The sequence below is a fragment of the Nocardia rhamnosiphila NBRC 108938 genome (assembly GCF_000720425.1).
In the GTDB taxonomy this organism is placed as follows: domain Bacteria; phylum Actinomycetota; class Actinomycetes; order Mycobacteriales; family Mycobacteriaceae; genus Nocardia; species Nocardia rhamnosiphila.
In genome coordinates this window covers 1,730,723-1,752,656 of sequence record NZ_JOAJ01000001.1, presented here as the reverse complement: position 1 = coordinate 1,752,656, position 21,934 = coordinate 1,730,723, and the positions used below count along the sequence as shown (strand labels likewise).

Annotated in this window: 23 protein-coding genes; 9 read left to right on the top strand and 14 right to left on the bottom strand. The window is 69.1% G+C overall.

The window, feature by feature from the left end; genetic code table 11:
• Window positions 1-49: 49 nt before the first annotated feature.
• Entirely contained in the window at window positions 50-973 is a 924-nt protein-coding gene (locus IG75_RS0108035; protein ID WP_030520533.1) for a phosphotransferase, read from the bottom strand.
• Window positions 974-1,384: 411 nt separating this feature from the next.
• On the opposite strand from IG75_RS0108035, the gene IG75_RS0108030 reads away from it, so the two are divergent.
• Window positions 1,385-2,041: a GNAT family N-acetyltransferase gene (locus IG75_RS0108030; protein WP_051714326.1), complete on the top strand. Its 657-nt coding sequence runs from the start codon at window positions 1,385-1,387 to the stop codon at window positions 2,039-2,041.
• A gap of 57 nt (window positions 2,042-2,098) precedes the next feature.
• On the opposite strand, the gene IG75_RS0108025 is transcribed toward IG75_RS0108030, so the two are convergent.
• Window positions 2,099-4,000, bottom strand: a complete 1,902-nt coding sequence (locus IG75_RS0108025) for a CASTOR/POLLUX-related putative ion channel (protein ID WP_210436764.1) — start codon at window positions 3,998-4,000, stop codon at window positions 2,099-2,101.
• Window positions 4,001-4,256: 256 nt separating this feature from the next.
• Here IG75_RS0108025 and IG75_RS0108020 point away from each other — a divergent pair, with 256 nt between their 5' ends.
• The 3 genes from IG75_RS0108020 to IG75_RS39805 all read left to right on the top strand — a co-directional run bounded on the left by IG75_RS0108020 (window position 4,257) and on the right by IG75_RS39805 (window position 5,674).
• Window positions 4,257-4,592 carry a hypothetical protein gene (locus IG75_RS0108020; RefSeq protein WP_030520530.1) on the top strand — a complete coding sequence of 112 codons (336 nt, stop codon included), beginning with the start codon at window positions 4,257-4,259 and terminating at the stop codon, window positions 4,590-4,592.
• A 294-nt stretch (window positions 4,593-4,886) separates the two neighbouring features.
• Window positions 4,887-5,231 (top strand): hypothetical protein, encoded by a 345-nt coding sequence (locus IG75_RS39810; RefSeq protein ID WP_030520529.1) that lies wholly within the window; start codon window positions 4,887-4,889, stop codon window positions 5,229-5,231.
• Window positions 5,228-5,674: a MerR family transcriptional regulator gene (locus IG75_RS39805; RefSeq protein WP_030520528.1), complete on the top strand. Its 447-nt coding sequence runs from the start codon at window positions 5,228-5,230 to the stop codon at window positions 5,672-5,674. Before IG75_RS39810 ends, IG75_RS39805 begins: the two co-directional genes overlap by 4 nt.
• A 95-nt stretch (window positions 5,675-5,769) precedes the next feature.
• Here IG75_RS39805 and IG75_RS0108005 read toward each other — a convergent pair whose 3' ends face one another.
• The gene (locus tag IG75_RS0108005; RefSeq protein WP_030520527.1) at window positions 5,770-6,243 is read right to left on the bottom strand and encodes a DUF3592 domain-containing protein; all 474 of its coding nucleotides are present in this window, start codon (window positions 6,241-6,243) and stop codon (window positions 5,770-5,772) included.
• 356 nt (window positions 6,244-6,599) lie between these two features.
• Here IG75_RS0108005 and IG75_RS0108000 point away from each other — a divergent pair, with 356 nt between their 5' ends.
• Window positions 6,600-7,244 (top strand): class I SAM-dependent methyltransferase, encoded by a 645-nt coding sequence (locus IG75_RS0108000; protein WP_030520526.1) that lies wholly within the window; start codon window positions 6,600-6,602, stop codon window positions 7,242-7,244.
• A 167-nt stretch (window positions 7,245-7,411) separates the two neighbouring features.
• Here IG75_RS0108000 and IG75_RS0107995 read toward each other — a convergent pair whose 3' ends face one another.
• From IG75_RS0107995 to IG75_RS0107965, 7 genes are all read right to left on the bottom strand, one after another.
• Window positions 7,412-8,311 (bottom strand): hypothetical protein, encoded by a 900-nt coding sequence (locus tag IG75_RS0107995; RefSeq protein WP_030520525.1) that lies wholly within the window; start codon window positions 8,309-8,311, stop codon window positions 7,412-7,414.
• Window positions 8,308-9,372, bottom strand: a complete 1,065-nt coding sequence (locus IG75_RS0107990; protein ID WP_030520524.1) for a hemolysin family protein — start codon at window positions 9,370-9,372, stop codon at window positions 8,308-8,310. The genes IG75_RS0107995 and IG75_RS0107990 overlap by 4 nt, the downstream gene beginning before the upstream one ends.
• A complete protein-coding gene (locus IG75_RS0107985; protein WP_030520523.1) occupies window positions 9,365-10,759 on the bottom strand; it encodes a hemolysin family protein in 1,395 nt (464 codons plus the stop codon). Before IG75_RS0107985 ends, IG75_RS0107990 begins: the two co-directional genes overlap by 8 nt.
• 260 nt (window positions 10,760-11,019) lie before the next feature.
• On the bottom strand, window positions 11,020-12,456 hold the full coding sequence (locus IG75_RS0107980; protein ID WP_030520522.1) for a GuaB1 family IMP dehydrogenase-related protein: 1,437 nt from the start codon (window positions 12,454-12,456) through the stop codon (window positions 11,020-11,022).
• A gap of 49 nt (window positions 12,457-12,505) precedes the next feature.
• Window positions 12,506-13,864 (bottom strand): DEAD/DEAH box helicase, encoded by a 1,359-nt coding sequence (locus IG75_RS0107975; RefSeq protein WP_245713051.1) that lies wholly within the window; start codon window positions 13,862-13,864, stop codon window positions 12,506-12,508.
• A complete protein-coding gene (locus tag IG75_RS0107970; protein ID WP_030520520.1) occupies window positions 13,857-14,795 on the bottom strand; it encodes a M56 family metallopeptidase in 939 nt (312 codons plus the stop codon). The genes IG75_RS0107975 and IG75_RS0107970 overlap by 8 nt, the downstream gene beginning before the upstream one ends.
• Before the next feature lie 52 nt (window positions 14,796-14,847).
• On the bottom strand, window positions 14,848-15,225 hold the full coding sequence (locus IG75_RS0107965) for a BlaI/MecI/CopY family transcriptional regulator (protein ID WP_030520519.1): 378 nt from the start codon (window positions 15,223-15,225) through the stop codon (window positions 14,848-14,850).
• 269 nt (window positions 15,226-15,494) lie between these two features.
• Between IG75_RS0107965 and IG75_RS0107960 the strand changes: the two genes are divergently transcribed.
• The gene (locus IG75_RS0107960) at window positions 15,495-16,202 is read left to right on the top strand and encodes a hypothetical protein (RefSeq protein WP_030520518.1); all 708 of its coding nucleotides are present in this window, start codon (window positions 15,495-15,497) and stop codon (window positions 16,200-16,202) included.
• 219 nt (window positions 16,203-16,421) lie between these two features.
• A complete protein-coding gene (locus tag IG75_RS0107950; RefSeq protein WP_030520517.1) occupies window positions 16,422-16,835 on the top strand; it encodes a PaaI family thioesterase in 414 nt (137 codons plus the stop codon).
• Between the two features lie 75 nt (window positions 16,836-16,910).
• Here the strand turns inward: IG75_RS0107950 and IG75_RS0107945 are convergent, their stop codons facing one another.
• A complete protein-coding gene (locus tag IG75_RS0107945; RefSeq protein WP_030520516.1) occupies window positions 16,911-17,675 on the bottom strand; it encodes an SDR family oxidoreductase in 765 nt (254 codons plus the stop codon).
• A 193-nt stretch (window positions 17,676-17,868) separates the two neighbouring features.
• On the opposite strand from IG75_RS0107945, the gene IG75_RS0107940 reads away from it, so the two are divergent.
• Both IG75_RS0107940 and IG75_RS0107935 read left to right on the top strand, forming a co-directional pair.
• Window positions 17,869-19,500 carry an ABC-F family ATP-binding cassette domain-containing protein gene (locus tag IG75_RS0107940; protein ID WP_030520515.1) on the top strand — a complete coding sequence of 544 codons (1,632 nt, stop codon included), beginning with the start codon at window positions 17,869-17,871 and terminating at the stop codon, window positions 19,498-19,500.
• An 82-nt stretch (window positions 19,501-19,582) separates the two neighbouring features.
• Complete coding sequence (locus IG75_RS0107935; protein WP_030520514.1) at window positions 19,583-19,816, top strand: helix-turn-helix domain-containing protein; 234 nt, start codon at window positions 19,583-19,585, stop codon at window positions 19,814-19,816.
• An 82-nt stretch (window positions 19,817-19,898) separates the two neighbouring features.
• Here IG75_RS0107935 and IG75_RS0107930 read toward each other — a convergent pair whose 3' ends face one another.
• The 3 genes from IG75_RS0107930 to IG75_RS0107920 all read right to left on the bottom strand — a co-directional run bounded on the left by IG75_RS0107930 (window position 19,899) and on the right by IG75_RS0107920 (window position 21,932).
• Entirely contained in the window at window positions 19,899-20,861 is a 963-nt protein-coding gene (locus tag IG75_RS0107930) for an MvdC/MvdD family ATP grasp protein (RefSeq protein WP_030520513.1), read from the bottom strand.
• A gap of 12 nt (window positions 20,862-20,873) precedes the next feature.
• Window positions 20,874-21,314 carry a hypothetical protein gene (locus IG75_RS0107925; RefSeq protein ID WP_030520512.1) on the bottom strand — a complete coding sequence of 147 codons (441 nt, stop codon included), beginning with the start codon at window positions 21,312-21,314 and terminating at the stop codon, window positions 20,874-20,876.
• Window positions 21,315-21,515: 201 nt separating this feature from the next.
• Window positions 21,516-21,932 carry an acyl-CoA thioesterase gene (locus tag IG75_RS0107920; protein WP_030520511.1) on the bottom strand — a complete coding sequence of 139 codons (417 nt, stop codon included), beginning with the start codon at window positions 21,930-21,932 and terminating at the stop codon, window positions 21,516-21,518.
• Window positions 21,933-21,934 lie beyond the last annotated feature (2 nt).

Here is a 21,934-nt window from a genome sequence, read left to right as displayed (position 1 = left end):
GTGGACCTCTGGATTCGGGTGTGCCTGCGCTCGGCGGAACGTCCCGGGCTTATTCCGCGTCTCCGGCCAATTCCTCGTACAACCCTGCCAACGCAGTGTGGTCGTCTTCGGTGCCGATGTGCGCGGCGGCGAACCAGCGTGCGTACTCGGCGATCTCGGAGAGCCGCCAGTCCAGCGCGAACAGCTCTACCATGCCGGGGTCGGGAAACAACAGGTCGGGCGCCACGGCGAGTAGGTCGGCGTAGTCCCGTTCGGGCGGTGCGAGAGCCAGCGACTCCCAATCGACCAGCCGCACCCCGTCGGCGGTCACGACCTGGTTGTCGTTGTGCGGTTCGCCGTGTGTCGGCACCCAGGAGTCCCGTCGGGAGAATGCTGTCTCCGCCAGTGCCAGGTAGCGATCGGTCCAGCGTTGGATCAGACCGATGTGCGCGGCAAGGGCCTGCCGTGCCTTCTCCGCCAGCGGGCCACTTGTCCAGGGCTCGGCGGTGCGCGCTCGCAACTCATCGGCGAACCCAGGGTCGACCTGCGGGGTCCATGACCGCAGATCATCAGGTGGAGCAGCACGATGCAGCGCATCCAACGCGCGAACGATTTCGCGGATATGCCGGGGCTCGCGGGCCTGCTCCTCGGTCGGGCTGCGGCCCCGCAGCCACGGCGTCACGCTGAGCGCACCGGACCCGACATCGACGCTGAACTGTCCGGACCGGGCCGGTAGCGGCGCACACACCACGTTCAACCCGGCGGCGGCCAGGGCAGCAGCTCCGGCGTAGGCGGACTCCAGCGACTTCGCGGTGTGCCGGGGCTCCAACTGATCCAACGTCACGAATACGGTGGTGCCCCCACCGGCCACCCGCCAATGGTGCGCGCCGAAACCCCACGGCAGGTAGTTGATATCGGTGATCTCGGGCAACCAGTGCGTAGCGACCGCCTGCGCGATCGCCTCATCACTGATGAACGAAGGTCGGGAAAGCACAAGACCGCATCTTAAGAGGCATACGGACAGACAAGCACGGGCTTTTCCGCTGCACCCGCCGAGCGCTGGCCGGGCGTTGGACCGGCGCCGTCGTACCAGGATTCGCGCACGCCTACGCGGTCCGGCGGGTGATCACCGGGTTCGCCGCGCTCAGCACACCGACGCAGCTCTATCCCCGCGGCCACCGCTGGCCGGCCGACGCGCTCCGATTCGAGTGGGAGAGATGGCCGAGGGCGCGGTGCCGGTCCAGTTGTCGCTGGTGCGTGCGCCGGTGCCGGTGCCGATCGGGCTGCACGGTTGCCGTGGGCACCTCGGTTCGACCGGGAGCGGCGATGGCCGGCCCCGAGGCTGTCGGAGTCGCGAACTATCGTTCGGTTCCGGTAACTCTGCCACGAGAGTGAGGACGCAGTCATGTCGACCCCGCCCGAGGTTCGCCCCGCGCGCCGTGACGAGATCGGCGCGCTGGCACGCACGCTGGCCGCCGCCTTCCACGACGATCCGGTGATGGAATGGCTGTGGCCGGATCCGCGCCGGCGGGCACTCGGGCTGCCCCGCCTGTTCGCCGCCCAGACCCGGCATCAGCACATCACCACCGGTGCGGTCGATATCGCGTCGGCACCCTCCGGTGCGATCAGCGGGGCCGCGCTGTGGGATGCGCCCGGGAGGTGGAAACCGTCCTCCTGGCGTGAACTCCGCATGTTCCCTCGGCTCGCCCGGGCCTTCGGCGGGCGGCTGCGCGTGGGGAAAGAACTGGTGGACCTCATGACCGAGGTGCATCCGGACGAACCGCACTGGTATCTCGCGACCATCGGCACCGATCCCGAGCGGCGCGGCCACGGTTTCGGGCAGGCACTGCTGGAGTCCCGGCTGGAACAGTGCGACCGCGAGGGCATCCCGGCCTACCTGGAATCCAGCAAACAGGCGAATATCGCCTACTACGAACGATTCGGCTTCGAAGTGACCGGGACCATCACTGTTCCGGGCGGCGGACCGGCCCTGTGGCCCATGTGGCGCGCACCCCGGCCCGTGCCGGACTCGCTGCTATCGACTGAAAGGGCCGAGGGGTAGGACAATTCATGCGCGCCCGCGTCACTGTGCGGGCGCCGCGTTCCGGTGTGCCAGAGGTCAGTCTTCGGCGACCACGATCACGCTGTCCAGCGCGGACAGGGTGATCGGGGCGTCCTTGGGCGGGTTGAGGGTGACACCGTAGGCGGGCGGCCGGCCCGCGTGGCGGTGGAGCCGGTAGCCGATTGCCGCCTCGCCGCGCAACCGCGCCGCATGGACGATGGTGGCGAAGTTGATCTCCATGCCGGGGGTGACGTAATCCGGGGCGGGTTTGAGGTAGATCTCGGATCCGCTGGGATCGAACAGGTCGGTGAATACGGCATGCAGGTGGCGGTTCTCGGCGAGCTGGGTCAGCAGCAGGCTGATCAGCTTACTGCTGACGATGAAGTCGTCGGCCTTGGTGACTTGCGCGATCTCCCGGTTGGCATCGTCGTTCATCTCGGTGACGATCGAGTACGGGTCGCCGAGCCGGACTTCGATGTCACGCAGGTGCAACAGGGTCACCAGGGTGCGGTCGTCGGCGTGGTGTTCGTCGAGTGTGTCGTCGGTGAGCACGACGACGTGTTGGTAGCTGCCCGGACTCAGCGCTTCCAGCGAGCGTCGGCTGGTCGGCTCGCAGGGCCGGTAGCCGACAGTCAAGTTGATCCGCGGACTGTCGGTGACCTCCTCGGGTGGCGGATGTGGGGCCGCGATGTCGAGCACCGAGCCGGGGGCGACGTACTCGTCGAGCAGGCCGAGAATGCGGGGGCCGCGCGAGTTCCACCCGATCAGCAGGGTCCGGTCGGGCACCGGGTCGGCGGCGTCCTCCGGGACCTGCACCAGGGCCTCGGTGACCACGGGCACCGCCTCGGGCGCCAATTCCACCAGAAGATCGTCCTCGGCGATCACGATGATCTGGTCGTCCTCGGCGATGACCGTGTCCATGGGCGGGTTCACCGCCACCGTCCCGCCACTGCGGCGCAGTCCTACCGGGCAGCTCGTGTTGTAGGCACTCAGCGCCTCACCATAGGTCCGGCCGGCCAGGGCGGGCTCTGCCCGCAGGTAGAGTCCGTTGCCGGCGAAGTCGAGCAGGTCCGTGCACACCGTGGACAGGCCCGACTGGCGATGCGACTGAACCACGATCCGCACCGTGATGTCCTCGGCATCGATCACCAATGTGTCCGGGTCGGTGGCCAGCCGGGCCGCGGCCACGTCCTCCGACTGACGCACCGCGGTGACGATATGCGGTCGCCGGGCCGGCCACGACCGGTTGTTCAGCAGTAGTAGGGCTTTGATCACGTCGATATCGGCATCGTCACCGGGCCGCGGCAGCACGATGATCGACTTGGCGGTGTCGAGGCTGACCAGCTCCAGATCGCTGCGCTCGAGGGGGCTGCCCGACCGGCAGGTCACCCGCGTTCGGCCGGTGTTGCCGACCCGGGCGCGGATCTGGTCCTCCATATCGACCTTGTCCCGATCGGCCAGGACCACCACGCTCGAGCGGCGAGTTCTCTGGTTCGCGGCGGCCAGCTCGGCCACCACGGTGAACACCTGATCCGACCAGCCCAGCACGACCGTGTGTCCGGCCTCGATCAGCGGGGCCCGGCCTTTGCGCAGTTCCGCGATCCGATGTTCCATCCCGGTCACGAGCACACCGATCAACGAGCTGACGATGAAGATCCCGCCGAGCGTCACCACCAGCATCAGCACCAGAAACGGCACGCTGAACACCGTCGCGTCGTCGCTGCCCATGGTCCCGGGATCGAGCGTGCGCAGCAAACTCATCCACGCCACACCGACCCAGCCGCCCTTGACTCCCGCCACATCGGCCGGTGCCAGCAGCGCGGCCAGGGCCGTGGTCACCGCGATCAGCACCGCCGACGCCAGACCGAGCCAACCGATCAACGCCGGAGTCCCGCGATCCATCGTCCGGTCGAACCAGAATCGCAACCGGTCACGCACCCTGATCCTGGCCACACTCACCTCTGCTCACCCTCACACACGCACAGCAACTCGTCGCCGATGAACGTAGCTTTCCACAGCGAATCACGCATCACTGAAACGACATTCAGGTTCCGGCGAACAGGTCGCCGGTGAGGATCGCCGCTCCGGCGCGGCCGATATCGCTCGAGTTCGGCTGGTCCGCCGATCCGAGGCACCCGGGCTGCCTCCGGCGGAGATCACCACCGCACCGACCCCGGGACCTGCGACACAGGCCCGACCCCGGCACGCATCGGCAATGATTCGAAACGGCTGCCTGCCCTGGCCGAGAAGCGCTGCTCTGCTGACTGCCACAACGGTTACCGCCCTGCAGCTCCTGCCCGCAGCGCCCGCGCATGCGAGTTCACCCAGCTGTGCAAAAGCCATCGATCTGATCAACGCCGCGATCGACCTCAGCGGCGGCACGATGGATGACGCCACCACGCGAGCCTTGTCGGACAGGCTGTCGGGCGTGGCAGCCCTGGCTGTCGGAGAAGAGAGGGAAGCTATCACCGGCTATGCCGATGCCTTGATCGATGAGACCGTCTCCGACCTGGGCCCCGCCACGGACGAACTGAACCGCGTCTGCGCCTGAGACTTCAGGGCATGGCGTAGGCCGTCCTCGGGCCCCGGTCGCACGGCAAATACCGCCACACCTGCTCGGCCCCGGGATGCACCTGATCCAACGCTGTCGGCGCCGTCGATGTCCCCAGCAGCCGCGGCACGAACAGCGCACGGACCGCGAGAAAACCTCGAACCACCGAGGCCTGCGACCTCGCCTTCTGGGTAGCGGCTACAGAAGACCGTGCCGCGTGCTGCGCGCCGCACGCATCCGGTACCCGGATTCGGGGTTGCCTCCTGTACCGGGGTACAGGCTTACCGTGGTGTCATGAACGTTTCTCCTGGTGGTGAGGGATGGGTGCCGCAGGTGTGCACCCTGCCCACGGTGGAGCAGCCGATCCGGATCGCGGAGTTCGATCGGTTCTTCGCCGAATCCGTGCGCTGCACCCACCGGCCGGATCCGGCGCGGTTGGAACTGGTGATCGATCCGGCCGCGGAGCCGGTGGCGCGAGACCTGGCAGGGCGGGAGTCGAGCTGCTGTGCGTTCTTCCGCTTCGGCTTCGCCCGCACCGGCTCCGGTGTGCTCATGGAGGTCGGGGTTTCCGGCGCGTACGTCGATGTGCTCGACGCGTTCGCCGCGCGGGTGGACACCGCGCTCGGTGGCCGGCGGTGACCGGGTTGCGCACGAGCGAACTGGCTGCGGCGGCCGGTGTGAACACGCAGACGTTGCGTTACTACGAGCGCCGGGGACTGCTGGCCCGGCCGGCGCGGAGCCCGGGTGGCCACCGGTTGTATCCGGAACAGGCGGTGACGGTGCTGCGGATGATCAAAGCCGCCCAGCGGCTGGGGTTCACACTCGACGAGATCGCCGGCCTGCTGACCACCACCCGGCGGTCCCGGCGGCGCGACGGCGGGCTGCGGGCGCGGGTTGCGGTGAAGCTCGCGGAGGTCGATGCGGAGCTCGCCGAGCTGTCCGCGGTGCGCGATACCCTGCGGGCCGCGCAGGACGCCGGATGCGACGACCTGCTCGTCTGTAGTGGAACGCCGGGCTGCCCGGTGCCCTTCGGCACCGGGTCCGCTCGCCTCGGGGCTGCTCGCGGTCGTGGTGGACGCTGAAACCACCGCGCGCAGGGGCGGAGCTGCGAGGGATTCGCGTGCGCCGCGGACGCTCTGCGGCGACATGGGCGGGCGGTGACCGAATCCCGTCGGGCCTATCGAATGGCCGGCTGTCGGATCCGGGATCGCAGCAGCATCATCCACGCGACCGTCCCGAGCGCGGCGGCGCCGAGGGCGGCGAAGATCAGCGGCAGGTAGGTGAGTCGGACGAAGAGGAACGCTTCGTCGACCATCGCGTGGTCCGGATCGCCGGGGTCGTAGCGGACCGGAACACGGTCACCGAGATCGGTATAGAGCGAGGAGGCCGCCGGGCCGCCGTCGAATCGGACTGTCTCTCCGGCGGCGGTGGTGAACTCGATGACGGTGGAGGTGCCCGCCGGACGGCTGCCCTTGGTGTTGTCGGTGAGCTCGTGACCGAACTCGACCGCGGTGCCCGTCGCGATCTGTGAATTCACCAGGAACAGCGCGTTGTAGCCAATCGGAACCGCGGCGAACAGGATCGCTACCACTCCCATCAGTGCGATGGCGAGCCGGTTGGAGTCGACGCCGGCGGCGAGAGAACGTTGCACGACAGTCCTTCCTGGAAGCCCCGCACAGGTAATCCTAGCGGGAGACCCCGTGGGCACCGCCGGTTACCGAGCCCGCTGCTCCGCCCGGAGGGGCCGGGCATCCCGGCAGCACGGTGAAGGGGCCTCACTGCCTGGATTCGGTCCACAACGTCACCGGCCGAACAGCCCCGTATCACAGCGGTTTCCCGGGACGACTGCCGAATCCTCTATTCCCTTTCGGTTTCGGGTGGCTCGGGTCTTGCGGGAAGCCGGGGTGATCGGGCGGGCGTAACCCCGATCGTCTCGATATGGGATACAGGCGCCGATTCGGGGGTTTCCCTGATGTGCCGGCGCGGCCGAGCTGGTTTCCTGAGTGCATGTCCGGCAACACAGCCCACGGTGAACTGGACCGTGTGGAACAGATCTTCGACCGTATCGCCGACGGATACGACCGCCAGATCGGATGGTCCGAACGCGTACTGCTCGGCGATGCGCGCCGCTGGGCGATCGAGCGGGCCCGCGGGACGGTGGTGGAGATCGGAGTGGGCAGTGGGTTGAATCTGCCGCTCTACGGCGCCGCGGTCGAGCGGGTGATCGGGGTGGACCTGTCCGAGCGGATGCTCGACCTCGCGCGCGCCCGTTCGGCATCGGTGCCGGTGGAGTTGCGGCACGGGGACGTCCAACAGCTGGATCTGCCTGCCGGCTCGGTGGATACCGTGGTCTCCACCTACACCTTCTGCACGATTCCCGACCCGGGCGCGGCCGCGGCGGCCGCGTGGCGGGTGCTGCGCCCGGGTGGGGTGTTCGTGGCAGTCGAGCACGGCCCGGCCCGCGCGCGACCGGTCGCGGCGCTGATGCGCCTGGCCGAGCCGCTGGCAGTACGGTTCGCGGCGGACCATCTCACCCGGGAGCCGGTCGGCTACCTCACCGCCGCCGGGTTCACCCTCGAACATTTCGCCCGCACCGGTCGCGGTGGAGTGGTGTTCCGGGTGCTGACCCGGAAACCCGAACAGATCAGCTGATCGCGGCACAGATCCGGCCGGCTCCGGGTGGGACCCTACGCGGGGTGGGTCCGGCCGAAGAGCAGGACGCGGATCGGGGCGGCAGCGTCCGGCCGTGCTGATCGGACCGCTGCCGACCGACCCGTCCATCGGCGCGGTGGCGGTGATGGACGGGTCGGACAGACCCGCTACTCGGAGGCTCGTTCCAGCAGGGAATCCAGTCTTGTGAGCAACCGCTTCCGCAGTAGGGCCGCCCGGTTCGCGATCTCGGCTTGGCGGCGCACATATTCGGCCCGCCCGGCGGGGGTTTCGATCCGTACCGGCTCGTATCCGTGTTCGCGAAGGTCGTACGGGCTCGCTTGCATATCGAGAGTCCGGGCGTCCAGCGCCAGCGCGAAACAGTCGAGGAGCAGATCCGAGGCAAGGAGCGGAGTCGCCTTGAAACCCCACTTGTACAAATCCATATTGGCGTGGAGACAACCCGGCTGTTCGGCGTGGATCTGATCATCGCGGGTCAGCTGCCGGTTGTTGCGAGGGATCGCGGCCGGGGTGAAGAACCGGAACGCGTCGAAATGGGTGCAGCGCACCGGCATCGATTCCACCACCGCGTCGGTACCGGCCGCGCCGAGCCGCAGCGGTACCGAATCGTGGCGGACCTCCCCGGTGCGGTACACCATCGCCCATTCGTGCAGGCCGAAACAGGACAGCTGAGCGGGCCGGGACGCGGTCGCGCGCAGCAGATCCGCGATATAGGCGAGGGTGCCGGCGCGGGACCGCAGAAATTCCGGATCGACGGTCACCACCGGCTCGGTGTCCACGCCGGGCTCGTCGATCCGCTGATATCCGCGCAGGCCGGCGTACTCGGCGGCCCCGGCCAGCGCCACCCCGAAACCGGGATGCCAGCGGCGCAGCCGGGCAGGTTTGTGGCCGTAGTAGGTGAACAGGAAATCGAGCACCGGATGTTTCGCCCCGGCGGCCCGCGCCCGCAGGTACGGGCCGGCCAGGGCGTCGAGGCGATCGCGGTGCGCCGCGGCGCGCATCCGCCACTCCGCCGCGCCGAGCACCGATCCGACGGCCGCAGCCGTCATTCGGCGACCCGGTGCGTGGTGTCGCGGACGGTACCGACGAACTCCTCGACGAGATCCTCGAGCGCGACGATGCCGACCGTATTGCCCCGCGCGTCCACCACCCGGCCCAGATGGCTGCTGGTGCGGCGCAGCCGGGCCAGCGCCTCGTAGAGGGTGGTGCCCATCAGCACGGTGGGCAGTGGCCGGATATCGGTGCGCGGGATCTCCGTGCCGGGGCCCGCGGTTTCGTCGGAGACCTTGTCCAGCACGTCCTTGACGTGCAGGTATCCGACCAGGGAACCGTCGGAGGCGCGGACCGGGTACCGGGAGAAACCGGTTTCGGCGACCGCGTTCTCGATATCGCCGAGGGTGGTGCCGCGGGCACGCAGCGGAATCGTGCGCACCTGCGTCAGCGGCACCATGACCTCGGCGACGAACCGATCCCCGGTGCCCAACGCCTGGGTGAGGCGGCGGTGTTCCTCCTCGTCCAGCAGGCCCTCGGACCGGGATTCACCGATCATCTCGGCCAGTTCGTCGCTCGAGACCGTGGCCTCGAGTTCGTCCTTGGGTTCGATACGCAGCATCCGCAGCGACAGGTTGGCCGCGAAGTTGTAGACCGCGATGAGCGGCCGGGCGATCCGCAACCACGCCAGGTGCAGCGGCACCAGTAGCAGCGCACTGCGTTCGGGGCCGGCGAGCGCGATGTTCTTCGGGATCATCTCACCCAGCAGAATGTGCAGGATCACCACGATGGCCAGCGCCAGCACGAACGACACCGGATGCAGCAGCGCTTCGGGCAGCCCGGCCAGTTCGAACGGACGCTCCAGCAGATGAGCCACCGCCGGCTCGCCGACCCGGCCCAGCAGGATCGAGCAGATCGTGATGCCCAGCTGCGCGGCGGCCAGCATCATCGACAGATTCTGCCCGGCCCGGATCACGGTGTCGGCGTTGCGTTTACCCTGCGCGGCCAGCGCCTCGAGCCGGTCGCGGCGAGCGGAGATGAGCGCGAACTCGGCGCCGACGAAGAAGGCGTTACCCGCCAGCAGGACCACGGTCAGGGCCACTCCGAAAAGGTCACCCATGGCGAACCTCCCGGCCGGTGGGCTGCTGTTCGCGCCGATCGATCGCCTCGGCGTCGGCGGGGACCAGCCGGATCCGGTCGATCCGGCGGCCATCCATCCGCTCCACCCGGGCCAGCCAGCCGCCCTGCCCGTCGCCGTGGCGGCGTTCGTGGCCGCGCTGCGGCAGCACCACGGTATCGCCGGCCACCGGGATCCGGCCCAGCCGGGTGAGCACCAGACCGCCGAGGGTTTCGTACTCGCCCTCGGGGGCGATGTACCCGGTCGCCCGGGTCACCTCGTCGATGCGCAGCAGGCCCGAACAATCCCAGCCGTCGGAGACCCGGCGCACCTCGCGTTCCTCTTCGTCGTGTTCGTCGCGCACATCGCCGAGGATCTCCTCGATGATGTCCTCCATGGTGACCATGCCCGCGGTGCCGCCGTATTCGTCGACGACCAGTGCGACCTGCATACCGTCGGCGCGGACCCGTTCCAGGACCTCGTCACCGTCGAGGCTGGCCGGAAGCACCTGCACCGGCTGCGCGATCTGCGCGAGGCCCACCCCGGCCCGGGTGCGCGCCGGATGGGTGAACGCCTGTTTGACGTGCACAACACCCAGGGTGTTGTCCAGGTCGCCGTCGATCACTGGGAACCGCGAGTAGCCGGTGCGTGCCGCCGCGGCGAGTAGATCACCGATGGTGTCGGTGCGGTCCAGGGCTTCGATCTTCACGCGCGGGGTCATCAGCTCCTCGGCGCTGCGCTCGCCGAACTGCAGGGAGCGGTCCAGCAGTTGCGCGGTGCGCTGATCGAGGGCGCCGTGCTGGGCCGAGGTGCGCACCAGCGAACCGAGTTCCTGCGGCGACCGTGCCGAGCGCAATTCCTCCGCGGGTTCCACCCCGAACCGGCGGACCGCCCAGTTGGCGGTGCCGTTGAGGAACTGGATCATCGGTTTGAACACCGCCGAGAACGCCACCATCGGTCCGGCGGTGGCCCGCGCGGTGGCCATGGGCGCGGCGATGGCGATGTTCTTGGGGACCAGTTCGCCGTAGATCATCGACAACGAGGTCGCCAGGATCAGCGCCAGGACCAGGGCGATACCGGTGGAAGCGGAATCGGGGACCCCGAGCACGGTGAACACCGGTTCGAGCAACCGCGCCAGTACGGGTTCGGCGATATAACCGGTGATCAGGGTGGTGATGGTGATGCCGAGCTGGGCGCCGGAAAGCTGGAAGGAGAGGGTGCGGTGCGCCTGCCGGACCGCCCGTGCCCGCACATCGCCGTCGCGCGCGTGCGCTTCGACGGTACTGCGTTCCAGGGCGGTGAGAGAGAATTCGGCGGCCACGAACAACGCGGTGCCGGCGGTGAGCGCCACGAACCCGATGAGGCTGAGGACGGTGAGTGCGACGGCCATCTCACCACCCTCCGGCGGGCATCGATATCAGCGATGGGGAAAAGGCCGGAGCGGGGAGGGTCGTGCAGCGGAGGACGCCGGGTCTGTCACCCGGCTCGATAGATGAGCCCTCCTGAGTGGCGCCCTCGGACGCGGGTGACAACTGGATCCTTTCGTCCTGATGATCGCGGCCGACGGCTGTCGGCGGTTCTCATGCTACCGCGACCGTGCGCGCGGGCGCACGGTCGCGTGGGCGGCGACGCGCGGCGGTGTGGCCGGGGTCACCACCCGCCCGGCAATGGACGGCCTTCGGCGAACCCGGCGGACGACTGCACCCCGACCACCGCGCGCTCCCGGAATTCCGCGAGATCACGGGCGCCGGCATAGGTGCAGGCGCTGCGCACCCCGGAGCAGATGTGGTCGATGAGGTCCTCGACGCCGGGACGCTCGGGATCCAGCAGCATCCGGGAGCTGGAGATGCCCTCCTCGAACAGCGCCTTTCGGGCGCGGTCGTAGCCGCGATCGGCGGCGGTCCGCGCGGCGACCGCGCGTTTGGAGGCCATACCGAAGCTTTCCTTGTACGCGCGGCCGTCCCGATCGACCCGCAGATCACCGGGCGATTCGTAGGTTCCGGCGAACCAGGAGCCGATCATGACGTTGGATGCGCCCGCGGCGAGGGCCAGGGCGACATCGCGGGGATGGCGGACCCCGCCGTCGGCCCATACGTGGGCGCCCAGGTCGGCGGCCGCCGCCGCGCATTCGGCGACCGCGGAGAATTGCGGCCGGCCCACTCCGGTCATCATCCGGGTGGTGCACATGGCGCCGGGCCCGACACCGACCTTGACGATATCGGCGCCGGCGGCGACGAGATCCCGGGTGCCCTCGGCGGAGACCGTGTTCCCGGCGACGAGCGGCACACCGAGGCCCAGGTCCCGGATCGCGCTCAGGGTTTCCAGCATCTTCACCTGATGCCCGTGCGCGGTATCCACCACCAGGACATCGGCACCGGCGTCGACCAGCGCCTTGGCCTTGGCGGGCACATCGCCGTTGATCCCGACGGCGGCCGCGATCCGCAACCGGCCCTCGTCGTCGACGGCCGGGGTGTAGATACCGTGCCGGACCGCGCCGGTGCGGGTGAGCACGCCGGCCAGGGTGCCGTCCGGGGCGAGGAGTACGGCCGGGCCGGAATGCGCTGCCTCGAGGCGGTCGAAGATATAGGACGCCTCGGCGGTCGCCGGAACGGTGACGAAATCGGTGGTGGCGACCTCGTGCAGCCGGGCGAAGCGATCGACATCGGCACAGGCTTCCTCGGTGACCAGCCCGACCGGCCGTCCGTTGTCGACCACCACGACCGCGCCGTGCGCGCGCTTGTGGATCAGCGCCAGCGCATCGGAGACGGAGTGGTCGGCGGTGAGCGTGACGGGGGTGTCGGCGATCAGCGACCGACTCTTGACGAAGGCGATGGTCTCGGCGACGGCACTGTTGGGCAGATCCTGCGGAAGCACCACGATTCCGCCGCGCCGGGCCACGGTCTCGGCCATGCGGCGGCCCGCGACCGCGGTCATATTGGCGACGACCAGCGGGATGGTGGTGCCCGAGCCGTCGGCCGTCGCGAGATCGACGTCGAACCGGGACGCGATATCGGTGCGGTTCGGAACCAGGAAGACGTCGTTGTAGGTCAGGTCGTACGGCGGGTGTTGTCCGGGGAGAAACTGCACTGCGCCCATGGTAATCGGGACGGCTCCGTGGCGTGGGGACCTGCCGGATTCACTTGGCTCGGCGGGGGCGGTGCGGCCGGCGGCCCGGTGCCGGTTTCCCGGCGCCGCCCCGGCCGCGGGCTTCCGGCCCGCGGAAGTGGCCGCGCGTGGCCGCGGGCGGTATCTCGGAAGTTTTCGCCGCTTCGGGGCCCGGTGGGGTACGCGCGCCGGTGAGCCGGCGGACCTCCCGGTCTCCCGGTCGTACGGTGTGTTCCACCACAGGAACCTCCGCCGCCCGCGTCAGCGCGGTCACCTCGGCCCGCTGGTCCGGGGTGACCACGGTGATCACCGTGCCGCTCGCACCCGCCCGGGCCGTCCGGCCGGCTCGGTGCACGTAGTCCTTGGCGTCGGCGGGCGGGTCGGCGTGAACTACCAGTGAGACCGCGTCCACATGGATCCCGCGCGCGGCGATATCGGTGGCGACGAGGGCGGAGATACCTCCGTCGGCGAAGGCCGAGAGAGTGCGGATGCGACGGTTCTGGGCCTTGCCCCCGTGCAGCGACGCGACCCGGATGCCCTGGTCGCGCAGTCGGCGGGTGAGCTTCTCCGCCCCGTACTGGGTGCGGGCGAAAAGCAGCGTGCGGCCGTCGCGGGCGGCGATCTCGGCGAGGACGGCCGGTTTGTCCGCAGGTTCGACATAGAGGATGTGATGGGTCGCGGGGGTGGTCTCCGGTTCCGGGGCCACGGTGTGGGTGACGGGATCGCGTAGGTATCGGCGGACCAGATCCCGTACGGATTCGTCGTCGAGGGTTGCGGAGAACAGCAGTCGCTGGCCGTCGCCGGGCACCAGGTCGAGCAGCCGCCGTACCTGCGGCAGGAACCCGAAATCGGCCATATGGTCGGCTTCGTCGACGGCGGTGACCCGGACCGCGTCGAGTACGGCCGCGCCCTGATCGACCAGATCGGCCAGGCGGCCCGGGGTGGCGATCAGCAGGTCCACCCCGCGCTGCAGCCTTTCCGCCTGCCGGGACACGGGGATCCCGCCCACCGCGGTGCCGAGCCGCAGACCCAGTGCGTACGGTTCCAGCGCCTGTTCGATCTGCAGAGCCAGTTCCCGGGTGGGAGCGAGGATCAGACCGCGTGGGGCGCGGGCGATGGCCGGGGCTCCGGCGAGGCGGGCGAGCATGGGCAGCCCGAAGGCCAGCGTCTTGCCCGACCCGGTCGGCGCCCGGCCGAGCACATCGCGACCGGCCAGCGCGTCGGGGACGGCCGCCGCCTGGATGGGCAGTGGATCGGTCAGGCCCTCTCGGCGCAATGCCTGCACCGTGAGTACGGGCAGGCCCAGTCCGGCGAAGGACGGGGGAGTGCGGGCGGCGCCCACGTGCGGATCGGCCGGGGTTCCGGTATCCGCGGACAGGCGATCAGGCACGGAACAACCGGCTCAGTTCGACCAGCCAGGGAATCGCGACGGCCAGGGTCGGCACCACCAGGATGGCGATCGAGGCGAGATAGGCGGCTCCGGCGATCCGGAGATCACCCAGCGGGCCGGCCAGGCGCTGGATACGGATCAGCGTGCTCGGCCCACCCACCGCGAGCGCACCCTGCGGCGCGGTCGATTTCGAGCACGCCACCAGGGCCCGGGCCAGTGGTTTCGGACCGGTCACCTTGACCGCGGAATCATCGGCGAGCAACTCGATGAGCAATTTCACCGAATCCAGTGCGGATTTACTCCGGACGAACCGCGGGAAGGCCTCGTGCGCGGCGGTGAACGCCTCCAGCACCAGATCGTGGCGGGCCCGCAGATGCGACCGCTCATGGCTGAGGATGGCGGTGAGTTCCTGTTCGGTGAGGTTGTCGAGGGTGCCCGCGCTGACCACCACCCGCCGCCGCAGCCCCGGCAGGCAGTAGGCGATCGGTTCGGTGGACGACAGGACCCGGATATCGGCGGCACGCCGGAACGGGCCGCTCTGGTCGAGCAGATCGACCAGCATGCGGTGGTGGGCGCGGCGGCGCCGGGTGTGGACCCCCACCCGGATCGAGGCGTAGACGAGCCGGGCGCCGATCAGCAGCGTGAGCATGAACACCGACACATAGGCCAGCCACAGGGGCAGGCCCAGCGCATCGATCTCATCGGTGGGCTTGGTGGTGGGGCGGCCGTCCGGCCCGGGGACCAGCAGTTCGGCGGCGATGGCGAGCCCGGAACTGAACGCGCTGAGTACAGCGGCCAGCGCGATCGCCTGCCAGAGCACCAGGGCGGCGCGCGGGACACGATAGGTCCAGGTCGCCCGGCTGAGTGATTCCGGGACGGGACCGGCGAGAAGCAAGGCAAGTACGGCGAAGGCCGGTGCTGCTGCGTTCATCGACTCTGCTCACTGCGTTGTGGGGCCAGGGTCCGAGGTCGTTGCGGCGCGGCTATCTGTCCTCGGTTGCTTCGAGCTTAGCGAGTGCGTCCCGTAGGGCCGCGGCCTCGTCCTTGCCGACCTGCTCCACGAAGTGCACCAGGGCCGCGGCCCGGCTACCGGCCTCGTCGGCCTGCTGTAGCGCATCCATCATGAGACCGGCCACCAGCTCGTCGCGGGTGTGTACCGGAGCGTACCGGTGGGCGCGGTCGTCGCGCCGCTGTACCACCAGATTCTTCTTCGCGAGACGCTGCAGCACGGTCATCACCGTGGTGTACGCGAGTTCGCGGCGCGCCGACAGGGCCTCGTGCACCTGCCGGACCGTTTGTGGTTCATCGGCCGACCACAGTTGGTCCATAACCGCTTTCTCGAGTTCACCAAGTCCAGCCATCTTTTGATTTTACGACGCCAACGACACTGTGCCGTACTACAGGGTGTCGTAACCGCGTGGGAATTGTCATAGGCCGTCGAACACCGGAAATGCCGGCCCCGTGGTGGGCGGGGCGAGCGCGCCCCAGCGGCCACGGCACACGCCGGACGGGCCGGGGGTGTCACGGATCCGTTACTTCATTCCCGGAGAGAAATACTTGCTAGGTCTGGTAAGGCTAACCTATCTTTCGATCAGGTCGTAACTGCGACGCCGATCTCGAGGAGGTTCGAATGTCCGAACTCGCCACTGTGCGCATCCCCCGTCCGTGCGAGGCGGCATTCGGGTCGGCGTGTTCCCGGTTACGGTCCCTGCAGCCGGAGCATCCCCGCGTCTATGCCGCGGCGGCCATGGCCGAACAAGGAAAACGGCGCTGGTGGGCGCTGTCCACGGGCCTGCGTGAGGGCCGGATCGACCTGATGTACCGACGGCACGCCGCGGAGATGATCAGTGCGACCGCCGCCTCGGAGGTGGTGGCCACCGCACTCATCCATGCCGTGCTCGGCCGGGTCGCCGCGTTATGGGTCGCCGACGGCCGGGCCTGGGACCCCGGGCTGGAGAATGTGTGGATCCACACCGACAACGACGGCGGTATCGACTGGACGGGCCTGGTCGACACCACCATCCGGGTGGTGGCCGGCGACCCGTTGGAGGGCTCGCCCGGCGTGGTCTCCCTGCCGTGCGAGCGGGCGATGTGGGTGTGGCTCGCCTACCGCTGCGAACCTTCGCTGCTGCTGATCCAGGGAGCGCTGGCGCGGTGTGCGGGACTGGGCCCGCGCCGGTTCTGGGCCCTGGTGGCCGAATCCGTTTCCGGGGCCACCACTTACGTTCCGGACCTGGCCCGGACCGATCCCGTGGCGGGTGCGCGCCGGGGGCAGGGGCTGCTGATGGCGCTGGAGGAGCGCGGTATGGCGATCCGGCGTGCCCAACGTGTTGCCTAGTTAGGTAAGCCTGCCCTATAGTCAGAGGCGGCGTACGGATCGCGCGAGAGTCCCGAGGGCTGCGGTGACCCCCGATCCAATGCCTGCGGCGGACTCCACCTTCGAGGTGGGGTCCGCCGCTCACTTTCCGCCGCTCGACCACCGGCCCGTGCTCCCCGCCGCGGGCCTGCATGCGATCGTGGAGCCATGACCGAACAGCAGACCCGCCCCCCGATGTCGATGGCCGATCTCAGCGCCGAACAACTCAACGAGGTCAGCAAGGGGACTTTCGCGGATCTGATGGGTCTGCGCGTGACCGAGCTCGGACCCGACCGTGTCCGCGGTGAATGGACTGTCACGCCGCAGCTGCATCAGCCGGCCGGTATCCAGAACGGCGGGGTGCTGTGCACCGTGGTGGAAACCCTGGCCAGCACCGGCGGCGCCGCCTGGTACGGCGAGCGCGGCGTGGTGGTCGGGGTCAACAACAACACCGATTTCCTGCGTGCGGTGCGCGATGGGAAACTGACTGCCGAGGCCACGCCGCTGCACCGGGGCGGTCTGCAGCAGCTGTGGCAGGTGGTGGTCACCGACGAGGACGGGCGGCCGGTCGCACGCGGCCAGGTCCGGTTGCAGAATCTGCCCCATCGCTCCTGAACACGAGCCGGCCCGGGGCCGGTAGAACAGCGAGGGCCGGGGCAGTGTCCACTGCCCCGGCCCTCCTCGATCGATTCAGATACCGCCGGTCGACAGCAGCCCGCCGTCGACCCGCACCGTCTCGCCCGTGATCCACGCCGCCTGATCGGAGGCCAGGAACGCGATCAGCCGCGCCACGTCCTCCGGCGACCCGAGCCGCTTCATCGGGTACACCTGCGCGGCAGCCTCCTCGTCCGCCGAGTACAGCGCGTCGGCGAAACTGGTCTTCACCACGCCGGGCGCCACCGCGTTGACCCGGATCTTCGGGCCCAGCTGCCAGGCCAGCTCCTCGGTGAGCCGGATCAGCGCGGCCTTGGAGGCGCCATACGCCGCGATGACGCCGGTGGAGCGGATACCGGCCACGCTGGCCACGTTCACCACGGCGCCGCCGTGCTCGCCCATCCACGCCTTGTACGCCTGCTGGATGTAGCCGAGCGCGGCCACGACGTTCACATCGAAGATCTTGCGCACCGCGTCCAGATCGGCTTCCATCAGCGCGCCGTACACCGGGTTGATCCCGGTGTTGTTGATCAGGATGTCCAGCGACCCGAACTCCGTGACCGCGCGCTGCACCGCGGCGGCACGTGCCTCGTCGTCGCCGGAATTACCGGCCAGGGCGACGACCTCGCCCTGGTGTCCCAGCGCCCGCAGTTCGGCGGCCGCCTTCTCCAGTGGTTCGGCCTTGCGCGCGGTGATCAGCACATTCGCGCCCCGGCTCAGCAGCTCGGCGGCCACCGCGTAGCCGATACCGCGGCTGGCTCCGGAGACCAGCGCGCTCTTGCCCAACAGATCGGTGCTCATATCCGGGCACGTTACCGTGCTCACCTGTGACCCCGGCGGGCGCGGATCACCCCGGCCGCCGGGGACGGGGCAGTGTCGTGGTCCGGGTAAAATCAGTGGTTCCGTGTCCGGAGACATCCGATGATCGGTGGATGGGCCCACTGTCGGGCGCACCGGGCCGCTGCCCCCAACCCGTGTTTCCTAGGAGATATCTGTGATCACCGCGACCGACCTCGAGGTCCGGGCCGGCGTCCGTACCCTGCTGTCCGCGCCCGGACCGGCGCTGCGGGTACAGGCCGGCGACCGGATCGGCCTGGTCGGGCGTAACGGCGCCGGTAAGACCACCACGCTGCGCATCCTCGCCGGAGAAGGCGAACCGTACGCCGGGACGATCATGCGGTCCAGCGATATCGGTTACCTCCCGCAGGATCCGCGCGAGGGAAATCTCGACGTCCTGGCCCGCGACCGGGTGCTTTCGGCGCGCGGACTGGACGCGCTGATCCGCGATATGGAGAAGCAGCAGGCGCTGATGGCCGAGCTGGCCGACGAAACCGAACGCGAACGCGCCGTCCGGAAATACGGCCGGTTGGAGGACCGTTTCTCCGCGCTCGGCGGTTATGTGGCCGAGAGCGAGGCCGCACGGATCTGCAACAGTCTCGGCCTACCGGACCGCGTGCTGGACCAGGCGCTGCGTACGCTCTCCGGCGGTCAGCGGCGGCGAATCGAACTGGCGCGCATCCTGTTCGCCGCCTCCGACGGCAGCGGCGGCCGGTCCGACACCACCCTGCTGCTCGACGAGCCCACCAACCACCTCGATGCCGATTCCATCACCTGGTTGCGTGGCTTCCTGCAGAACCACGACGGTGGCCTGATCGTGATCAGCCACGATGTGGATCTGCTCGCCGACGTGGTCAACAAGGTGTGGTTCCTGGACGCGGTGCGTGGCGAGGCCGATGTCTACAACATGACCTGGCAGAAGTACCTCGACGCCCGCGCGACCGACGAACAGCGCCGCCGCCGCGAACGCGCCAATGCCGAGAAGAAGGCGTCGGCGCTGCGCGCCCAGGCCGCGAAACTCGGCGCCAAGGCCACCAAAGCCGTTGCCGCGCAGAATATGGCCAAACGCGCCGATCGGCTGATGGCGGAACTGGATGAGGTCCGCGTGGCCGACAAGGTCGCCCGGATCAAGTTCCCCGAACCGGCCGCCTGCGGGAAAACACCGCTGATGGCGGAGAACCTCACCAAGGTCTACGGCTCGCTGGAGATCTTCACCGGCGTGGACCTCGCCATCGACCGCGGCAGTCGCGTGGTGGTGCTCGGTCTCAACGGCGCGGGCAAGACCACCCTGCTGCGGCTGCTGGCGGGCGCCGAGGAACCCACCGCCGGGGGACTCGTGCCCGGTCACGGCCTCAAGGTGGGGTACTTCGCGCAGGAGCACGACACCCTCGACGATACGGCCACGGTCTGGGAGAACATCCGGCACGCAGCACCGGACGCGGGCGAACAGGAGCTACGCGGCCTGCTGGGCGCCTTCATGTTCACCGGGCCGCAACTGGAGCAGCCCGCCGGGACACTGTCGGGTGGCGAGAAGACCCGGCTCGCCCTGGCCGGTCTTGTCTCCTCGGCGGCCAATGTGTTGCTGCTCGACGAGCCCACCAACAACCTGGACCCCGTCTCGCGCGAACAGGTCCTCGACGCGCTGCGCACCTATGCGGGCGCGGTGGTGCTGGTGACCCACGATCCGGGCGCCGCCGAGGCCCTGAACCCGGAGCGGGTGATCTTGCTGCCGGACGGCACCGAGGACCACTGGTCGGCCGAGTATCTGGAATTGATTCAGCTCGCGTGAGTTTCATCACAAGAACTCATTGCCGGATGGTCGCCGAGTGCTTAGCCTGAGAGTGACGCTGCTCGGCGACTCGGAGGAAGCCATGGGCGACAGGCCGGTACAGAGCAAGAGCACATTGGGCAAGGGCACCCGGGTCACGGGTAAGTCACGGGATCGCCTGCAAACCCAGTTGAAGAAGCAATACGAGGCGGGGGCGAGTATCCGGTCGCTGGCACGTGCGACCGGGCGCTCCTACGGGTTCATCCACAATGTGCTGACGGAGTCGCATGTGCAGCTCCGCAGCCGCGGCGGTGCAAACCGCCGTAAATCCCGCTAGCCGCATCGTATCCGCAGGCTCCGCCGCCGGGACGATACGCCCGGCGGCGGGTGGCCGCGTGTGGATCGGTCGGTGGCGATACTCACCAGCCGGATACGGCCCCGTCCCCGTACACCAGGAGGTTGGCGAGACTGGTGAAAATCGGCAGCCCGGTCTTGATCTCGAGATAGGCGAATTGCCCCTGCGGGTTGACCTCGAGGAAGTAGTACTCGCCGTCGAGGCCCACTCGGAGATCCAGGACGCCGAAACTCAGTCCCAGCGTGCCCATCAGCGTCGCCAGCGATTTGCTGACGGCGGCCGGTAGCAGGGTCGGAACGAAATCGACCGAGGTGTCCAGCCGGGAGTCGACGCGTCCGGCCCCGGCCCGGGAATCGATGCGCACCGCCCACTCCTGCCCGTCCACCCACACCACTCGCAGATCGCATTCCGGATCGATATAGCGCTGGAAGGTGGTGGGCGCCCAGCGGATACTGCCGAGCCGGTCCAGATCGGCGGTCCCGACCAGCCGGGTTTCGGAGAATTCGGCGCGGGAGGTGCCGGTCCGTTTGAAAACCACACGACTATCGCAGGTTTCGATGAAATCGCGTGCCTCGTCCGGATCGTTGGTGACCAGTGTGTCCGGGACCGCGCAGCCGGCCCGCCGCGCGGTATCGAGTTGCACGATCTTGCGATGGGCGATCCGGTCGTTGCCCGGATCGTTGATCCACTGGGCGCCCAGCGACCACAGCAGGCCCTGGACGAAAGCGTCGCATTCGGCCTGGCGGTAGGCGTTGTCGTCGGCGCGCACCCCGGCCGGGACCGAGCTCGGGTGCGGGCGCCGCCACCAGACGGATCCGACCTCGTCCAGGTCGTCCAGGCCCGCCAGTGACCGTTCGACCGCGGCCGCCCCGAGCCGGAAACTGCCCGGCTCGCGCGGGAAATCACGCAGATCCACGCGGAGCGGCGTCATGGCGTGCTGTTCGCGCAGGGTCGCCACCATGGCCGTGGCGTGCAGATCGTCGGCCTCGGAGACGATGAGGACCCCGCGGGCCTCCAGGGTGCTCATCGCGCCCGCCGTTCAGTCGAAGCTGTCGCTGTGGACGCCGTCGTCGCTGGTGTTGCGCGACCTGGTCTGGGCGCAGGTGAACGTCGCGGGGAATTCGGGGGTGCCGGCGAGGTCGAGTCGCCGGGCCCAGGATTCGGTGAGATGGCGCAGCTGCCGGTCACCGAAGGCCTCGGACGGCGGCGCCGCCAGGGTCATCGGCCGCTCCGCCACCTCGATACGGAGACGGCGGGTGAAATCGGCCGTGACGCCGGGCCGGATGTCCACGTGCACGCGCCGGCCGGTGGCGCACTCGTCGACGAACCGGATCGCCAGGACATCGTCGCGACAGAAGGTCCACGTTCCGTCGGCCACCCGAACTCGGATCTCCCGGTCGGATTCACCGACCAGGACACCGTTGAGAGTGGCGACCGCACCGCGTTCGGGGGTCTCGAGGAGGTGGAGGGCATCGGTCATCTGGGTTCTCCGATCTTGCCGGCGGTGTGCCACGACCCGAGCGCGTCCGGATCATAACGCCGCGCGGCGGCTCCAGAAGCCGATATCGCCGGATTTCCGCTGTTCGGATACCTGATCTCGCTTCCGCAGATTGTTCTGCGGCGGAGGCTGTCCGGTAGCTGTGCCGGCCGGGACCGTGTGCCGTCGTGGCGGCCCCGATGGTCAGAGTCCGAGCATGTCCGGATTCGTGGCCAGTTCACGGAACCGGCCGGGCGGATCGGCGACCAATCGGCGAGCGTCCAGATCCAGCAGGCCGCCGACCACCGACACCTCGGCGGAGAGGCTGCCGTCGGTGCGGATCATCTCCTGCCGGATGCGATAGGTCTTCCCGCTGCCCCATTCGAAAGCGCAGGTGACCCGGAATTCGTCCCCGCCGCGCAGCTCCCGCCGATACTTGATGGTGCTCTCCAGAACCACCGGTCCCACCCGTGCCGCCGCCAGTTTGTCCGCCTGCAGGCCCGCGGCGAGCAGGAACTCCCAGCGGGCGTGTTCGGCGTACTGCAGGTAGACCGCCTGATTGACATGGCCTTGGACATCGAGTTCGTAGCCGCGGACGGTTACGGGGACGGAGAAGGTCATAG